The sequence below is a fragment of the Microcystis sp. M_QC_C_20170808_M9Col genome, from assembly GCF_007095495.1.
Classification (GTDB): domain Bacteria; phylum Cyanobacteriota; class Cyanobacteriia; order Cyanobacteriales; family Microcystaceae; genus Microcystis; species Microcystis aeruginosa.
Genome location: NZ_SFBZ01000028.1, coordinates 1 through 5,710, shown reverse-complemented (window position 1 = coordinate 5,710; position 5,710 = coordinate 1). Strand labels below are relative to the sequence as shown.

General features: G+C 43.4%; 7 protein-coding genes and 1 pseudogene. 6 read left to right on the top strand and 2 right to left on the bottom strand.

Annotation, left to right across the window (positions count from 1 at the left end; all coding sequences use genetic code 11):
* Positions 1–119: 119 nt before the first annotated feature.
* The 4 genes and pseudogenes from EWV68_RS01890 to EWV68_RS01875 all read left to right on the top strand — a co-directional run.
* Positions 120–524 (top strand): annotated as a pseudogene (locus EWV68_RS01890) (potassium channel family protein); the annotation flags it as partial.
* 77 nt (positions 525–601) lie between these two features.
* Complete coding sequence (locus EWV68_RS01885; protein WP_287168622.1) at positions 602–760, top strand: hypothetical protein; 159 nt, start codon at positions 602–604, stop codon at positions 758–760.
* A 93-nt stretch (positions 761–853) separates the two neighbouring features.
* Positions 854–1,054 (top strand): DUF4278 domain-containing protein, encoded by a 201-nt coding sequence (locus EWV68_RS01880; RefSeq protein ID WP_061433262.1) that lies wholly within the window; start codon positions 854–856, stop codon positions 1,052–1,054.
* A 309-nt stretch (positions 1,055–1,363) separates the two neighbouring features.
* Complete coding sequence (locus EWV68_RS01875) at positions 1,364–1,825, top strand: PPC domain-containing protein (RefSeq protein ID WP_287168621.1); 462 nt, start codon at positions 1,364–1,366, stop codon at positions 1,823–1,825.
* On the opposite strand, the gene cobS is transcribed toward EWV68_RS01875, so the two are convergent.
* Together cobS and EWV68_RS01865 are read right to left on the bottom strand one after the other, a co-directional pair.
* The gene (cobS, locus tag EWV68_RS01870; RefSeq protein ID WP_287168620.1) at positions 1,822–2,580 is read right to left on the bottom strand and encodes an adenosylcobinamide-GDP ribazoletransferase; all 759 of its coding nucleotides are present in this window, start codon (positions 2,578–2,580) and stop codon (positions 1,822–1,824) included. The genes EWV68_RS01875 and cobS overlap by 4 nt on opposite strands.
* 127 nt (positions 2,581–2,707) lie before the next feature.
* Positions 2,708–3,676: an integron integrase gene (locus tag EWV68_RS01865; protein ID WP_061433265.1), complete on the bottom strand. Its 969-nt coding sequence runs from the start codon at positions 3,674–3,676 to the stop codon at positions 2,708–2,710.
* Positions 3,677–3,891: 215 nt separating this feature from the next.
* Here EWV68_RS01865 and EWV68_RS01860 point away from each other — a divergent pair, with 215 nt between their 5' ends.
* Positions 3,892–4,098 carry a hypothetical protein gene (locus EWV68_RS01860; protein WP_287168619.1) on the top strand — a complete coding sequence of 69 codons (207 nt, stop codon included), beginning with the start codon at positions 3,892–3,894 and terminating at the stop codon, positions 4,096–4,098.
* Between the two features lie 52 nt (positions 4,099–4,150).
* Positions 4,151–5,377 carry a cyclophane-forming radical SAM/SPASM peptide maturase GrrM/OscB gene (gene grrM / locus EWV68_RS01855; RefSeq protein WP_287168618.1) on the top strand — a complete coding sequence of 409 codons (1,227 nt, stop codon included), beginning with the start codon at positions 4,151–4,153 and terminating at the stop codon, positions 5,375–5,377.
* Positions 5,378–5,710 lie beyond the last annotated feature (333 nt).

Sequence of the window (5,710 nt, the reverse complement as noted above, 5' to 3'; positions counted from 1 at the left end):
AGACCAGAACAGAGTAAATCTGTTAAGGCAGGTGCGAAAAATCCTTCGGGAAAGAAGCAGAAACCCAAATCGTGAGGTTTGGGAATCGCCGTCCGTTTTACGGCGGCGAGGATGTCAACACTTTAACCGCAAGAGAACTCAGTCCGCAACTATACATTATCGCCAGGGGAGAATATCCCAGCACCGAGAAAAAATTAAAACTAGCCGGGGCCGATCAAGTGGTCTTACCTGCTACCATTGGAGCAGAGAGAATGGCCCATTTAATCACCCATCCGGCCGCAATCGATTTTTTACAGGAAGATGAAGGTAGGCGCAATCTTAACGAATTATTAGCCGATATCGACCTGCAATTTGAAGAATACTCGATTTTAAGCGATTCGCCCTTTTTGGGACAACCCATCAGTCAGATGGAAGTGCGGGGACAGGGTGCTTTTATTATCGTTGCTGTGCGTCAATTTGATGGTCGTGTCATCGCCCATCCCGACAATTCCACCATTCTACAGCAAGGCGATACGGTGATTTTATGGTTCTTCGTTACTTGGTATGGTTCTTAATTGATTAGTTCGCTCTAGATCAAAAAAAAATTAACAAAAATCGCTAAATGCCTTTCTATATAAGGGTTACATACCTTATAACCCCCGTCCATTGCATAAGACAAACCGAAGAACCGATTTTATTAGGTCATCGGGGCGATGTTCCTAATTTTGCCCGTCGTTATGCTCTGCGTCGAGAAATGCGCTATCGGGGGTCTTCTTGGTAGGATATTTACCCAGAAAAAAGTTGAGCTTTTCTGGAATTAATTTCGCCGCGGCTGGAGATAAGACTAACTCACCAATTATCTCCAGAGACACCTATGAAATTAACCTATCGCGGCATTGCTTACGAGAAAAATCCCACTGCCACCGTTGCTTCCAGTCCGCTGATTTTAGGCTATCGTGGTGTTCCCTATTTAAAAAACCGTGGTGTCGCTCAAAGCATTCAGAAACCGGTAGCCGTTACCTATCGCGGTCAAGCCTATAATATCACTCAGTCTTTAGCTTCTTTGCCCATGTAAGAACCCTCTTTAAGTTTTTAACTTCTAGTTCTTTTTCAATCAATCTTTTTTAAATATTGTCAATTAATGATCACAGCAATTACCTTAGACGGGTTTTATCTTCCCTCTTTCCCCCTTGCTCAAAGGGGGATTTTTTTACTTGTTTTTGCTAACTAAAGAATATATATTCATAGTTAAGTAAATTAATTACAGGCAGTTCCGCAGTTCCGGTGTTCCCCTTTTCTGGGGTGTGAATTTAATTTTGTCGAACTGCTGATAGTTATCAGTTTTTTGTAGAATAGGGAGATTGAGAAAACGAACATCTGCCCTATGACAAGATTTCCTTTGACTGGTCGCTATTCTGGTTTATGCGTCTTGCTCACTTTATTCTGGTTAAGCGGTCAATCTTTACCAGTGCGAGCGGAAAAAATCTATAATCCCATCCCCCTCATCCTCAATAAAGAAATTAACGATACTCTCACCGACAAAGATATTCCCACGGGGGAAGGGGGGTTTGCTAGGGATTATACCGTAGATTTGGACAAGGACGATCAGGTGGCCATCGATCTCAAATCGGAAAATTTTGATGGGGTGTTAATTCTCCTGGCCGCCGATGGTTCCACTGTAGCGGAAAATGATGATGGTCCCGATGGTGGCACTAATGCCCTCCTCTTTGCGCGCATTACCGAGTCGGGTAAGTATGTTATTCGGGTGAGAGCTTTCGGAGAAACCGGTGGGGGCAAATTTACCCTGAAATTAACCCGTTTACGGGCCGTGGAGGGCAAAAATTAGCTAATTATTGTCAAAAAAACCAAGAATAGAGCCTCTGTCCACTCCACCACCGCACCGTAGGTATCACCGGTGTGACCCCGAAGACGACGATATAACCAGTAACCAGTAAGCATAGCGAGGGCGATTCCAGCACTAATGGCGATTATTCCCCAGCTTAGACCGCCAAATAGGGCGATTAACCCCCAAATTACTCCCCCACAGTCCCAGGGCAGACAAAAAGCCACTTTATGAAAGGCTCCCTTGCCGGTGGGTTTGAGGTAGGGATAAAGAGCGATCGCCATTACTTGCCCCCAACGTCCCCAAATTGGCGCTAAAATTAGAGCTAAGGCTCGATTATCGCTTAAATCAGTCAAAGCGGCGATTTTTAGCAGCAAAACCATGGTCACGGCCATGACTCCAAAGGCCCCGGTAACACTATCGGCCATGACCGCTAAACGACGCGGGGGGTCGGTGACAGCTAAACCATCGGCCGTGTCACTAACTCCATCAAGGTGTAGTCCTCCGGTTAGATAAACCCAAACCCCCACAAGGACAACCGCACGAGTTAGGAGTGGCATTCCCAGACCAGCTAGAGTTATATCGAGCAAAACCAGAATTAAACCCAAAAATAAGCCCACTAAGGGAATCCATCGGGCAATTCTGCCAAAATCAGGCCAGGCAATCGGAACGGGAATAATCGTGTAAAAAGCGATCGCACCTAAAAATGAGCGAATTTCTTGACAAATGAAGTTAAATATGGTAATCAATCTCCCCAATTCGATTCTGGTGTGGCAGTGTTTCTCATAAAGATGAAGTATAACCTAATTTTGTATCGGCGACCGACTCCCCAAAACGAAAACCTCATACCTCACTATTAAAATAACTGCTGTCATCACCAATCAGTCAATCATCAAGGGGACTTCTCACACCTCTGCCACCTCTGGCTAAAACGTGGGTATAAATCATCGTCGTCCTCACATCTTTATGACCTAACAATTCTTGAACGGTGCGAATATCATAGCCATTTTGCAGTAAATGGGTAGCGAAACTATGGCGAAAGGTATGGCAACTGACTCGCTTAGGCACGCCGGATTGCTGAACGGCTTGTTTGAGAGCTTTTTGGATGGTGCTTTCGTGGAGATGATGGCGGCGGGTTTCGCCGGAACGCGGGTCTTGGGATAGGGTGTAGGACGGAAAAATATATTGCCAAATCCATTCACGGTCAGCCGTTGGATATTTTTGCGCCAGGGCGTAGGGCAAATAAACAGAACCGTAACCTCTTTCCAAGTCTTGTCGATGTAGGCGTTGTACAGTTTGGAGATGTTCTTTGAGAGAGGTTTGAAGGCGTTGGGGTAGGGGGGTTACGCGGTCTTCCTTGCCTTTGGTATCGCGGATAATCAGTTGATTTTGGGCAAAATCTACATCCTTGACGCGCAAATTGAGGGCTTCAGCCAATCTCAACCCGCTACCATAAAGCAGTTGAACGATAATATGCTCTACACCACTGAGGTGCTTCATGACGTTTTGCACTTCTTCTTTGGTGAGGACGGTGGGCAGACGTTTGTGACCTTTTGCCCGTAAATATGTACCGATATTTTCCAGTTCAATTTTAAGAACTTCTCGATAAAGGAAAAGGATGGCGTTGAGGGCTTGGTTTTGGGTGGCGGCGGCAACGTTTTTATCAACGGCAAGATGGGTCAAAAAGGCTCTAATTTCTTCACCCCCCATTTCACGGGGATGTTTTTTCTGATGGAAGAGCAGATAACGCTTAATCCAGTCCAGATATGTTTGTTCGGTGCGGTAGGAGTAGTGTTTGAGGCGAATGGTTTCACGCACTACGTCTAGGAGTTTTCGGGGTGGGGGAGGGTTCATAGCAGAGTATACTAATCGGCATAACACGCTTATCGTAATATTATACGGAAAACTTCTCACGATCACTCTATTTGAGCGTAATATACGGAAATATTCTTTAAAAAATGCGTATTTGGCGTGATATACGGAAAATTTCCGCCTAATATATAGTTGGGCTGCTTGATGTTACGAGAATTATCCTTAGGAGCATGAGTTTCAGTTTTTAGGAGTAAATTATGACAAATGCAAATGAGCCAAACCCATATGAAAACAGGCCACAAAGTGCAGAAGAGATCAAACAGGAAATTTTAAGCAGGCTTGACGAGATTGACCTTGAATCACTTGAATCAATTACTCACTTGTCTGGTAGTCCTAGTATCCCATCAGATGCTGAACAGGTGAATTTTTGGCCTGTAATTACTTGGACTGTTTGGCGACGCTAGATAAAAACAGTTTGCATTTACATTTTGGCACTGGCCTACAACCAGTGCCAAAATGTTTACTGACGTAAATGATATTTTAGGCTTAGGAAGGATGAAAAACAGCAGTATGCCAAAGAAAAAAACTGACCTTGTAGTTATTCAGCCATCATCGTTCTGCAATATAGATTGCAAATACTGTTACGTTCCCAATCGTGCGAATCGCTCAACTATAGATTTAGAAATTCTCAAAGACATTCTCACCAAAGTCTTTCAAAGTGATCGTGTGGCAGATGGGTTTCGGCTTGTGTGGCACAATGGTGAACCACTTTCGCTTGGCTTGGATTTTTACCAACAGGCAATAAGCATCATTAACGATGTTAATAAAAACAACAAGCACTTTGAGCACTGCATTCAGACAAATGGAACTCTTATTAATCAAAAATGGGCTGAATTCTTTCTTAATAACAATATATCACCCAGTGTCAGTATAGATGGGCCAAAGCATATTCATGATGCAAATCGTGTTACTAAAGAGGGAACAGGTAGCTTTGATTCTGTTATTAGAGGTATACGGATCTTAAAGAATAATGGCATTAGACTTGCTGGACTTTGTGTTATCACAGCAAAAAGCCTTGATTATGGAGACGAGCTTTTACAATTCTTTTTAGATGAAGGTTTTTCATCTTTGGGGCTGATTATTGAAGAACCATGGGGAGGAAACCCAGATACCTCCTTCACCAAATTATTACATAGTACTTCTCTGGAATTACTTGAACTTCGTTTTCGGTCGTTTATAACTAGTGTTTTTGACGCTTGGCTACCGTACAAAGATAAAATCGAGCTTAGAGAATTTAATGATATCTTTACTGCGCTGAAAAATATAAAGCTCGCCAATTCGTTATTTAGTCAGCAAGAGGATGCTAGTCCTTGTAGAGTACTCTCATTTAACCAACAAGGAGGCATTACTACTTTTTCTCCACAGATGATTGCTGGCACACTTGAAGATCCTAATCGATTTGTTGTAGCCAATATTCGAGATATACAATCTTTGGATGATTTGGAGATGCTTGCGGCTCACCAACTGCTAGCGTATGAAATAGAAAAGGGTATTGAACAATGCCGAGATAGCTGTGGCTATTTTCAACTTTGTGGAGGAGGTGCTCCAGCTAGTAAATTCTATGAACATGGTACGTTTAATTGCACAGAAACTCGTGAATGTCGTTTCTTTAAGAAGATATTAACTCAAATAATTCTTGATAAAATGCTTGATCTAAAGCAGACAGCACAAGCTGTAATCTGACAAATTCCTTTTAGTCCGCACCCCAACAAGCGCGTGCACTCGGAACGGATGCGAACGCTATCGGTTATGATACAAACATTGTCGCCGTCCGGTGACGCGCAGGCGATCGCAAAGATAAATAATTGATAAGCGATCGGGGCATAACACATCATTGGAGCGGACTAAGTTCTAATATTTCAGTTGAGAGCGAAAGTTCTCATCCGCTCAATTAAGCCGTTATCTCGCCAGCGCAAGTTAGGTTTTTCGTGAAATTTTGCGAGAGATTTTTTACTACGTTTGGAGATGGTTGGCGTTATTGGCGTTGGCATCCGTACTTAGTGAGAGGTGATCGCT

Excerpts from the sequence above, each read along its gene's own strand:
- EWV68_RS01875 (WP_287168621.1), top strand. The coding sequence starts at position 1,364 with ATGACAAGATTTCCTTTGACTGGTCGCTATTCTGGTTTATGCGTCTTG.
- grrM (WP_287168618.1), top strand. The coding sequence starts at position 4,151 with ATGTTTACTGACGTAAATGATATTTTAGGCTTAGGAAGGATGAAAAAC.
- EWV68_RS01885 (WP_287168622.1), top strand. The coding sequence starts at position 602 with ATGCCTTTCTATATAAGGGTTACATACCTTATAACCCCCGTCCATTGC.
- EWV68_RS01880 (WP_061433262.1), top strand. The coding sequence starts at position 854 with ATGAAATTAACCTATCGCGGCATTGCTTACGAGAAAAATCCCACTGCC.
- EWV68_RS01865 (WP_061433265.1), bottom strand. The coding sequence starts at position 3,676 with ATGAACCCTCCCCCACCCCGAAAACTCCTAGACGTAGTGCGTGAAACC.
- EWV68_RS01860 (WP_287168619.1), top strand. The coding sequence starts at position 3,892 with ATGACAAATGCAAATGAGCCAAACCCATATGAAAACAGGCCACAAAGT.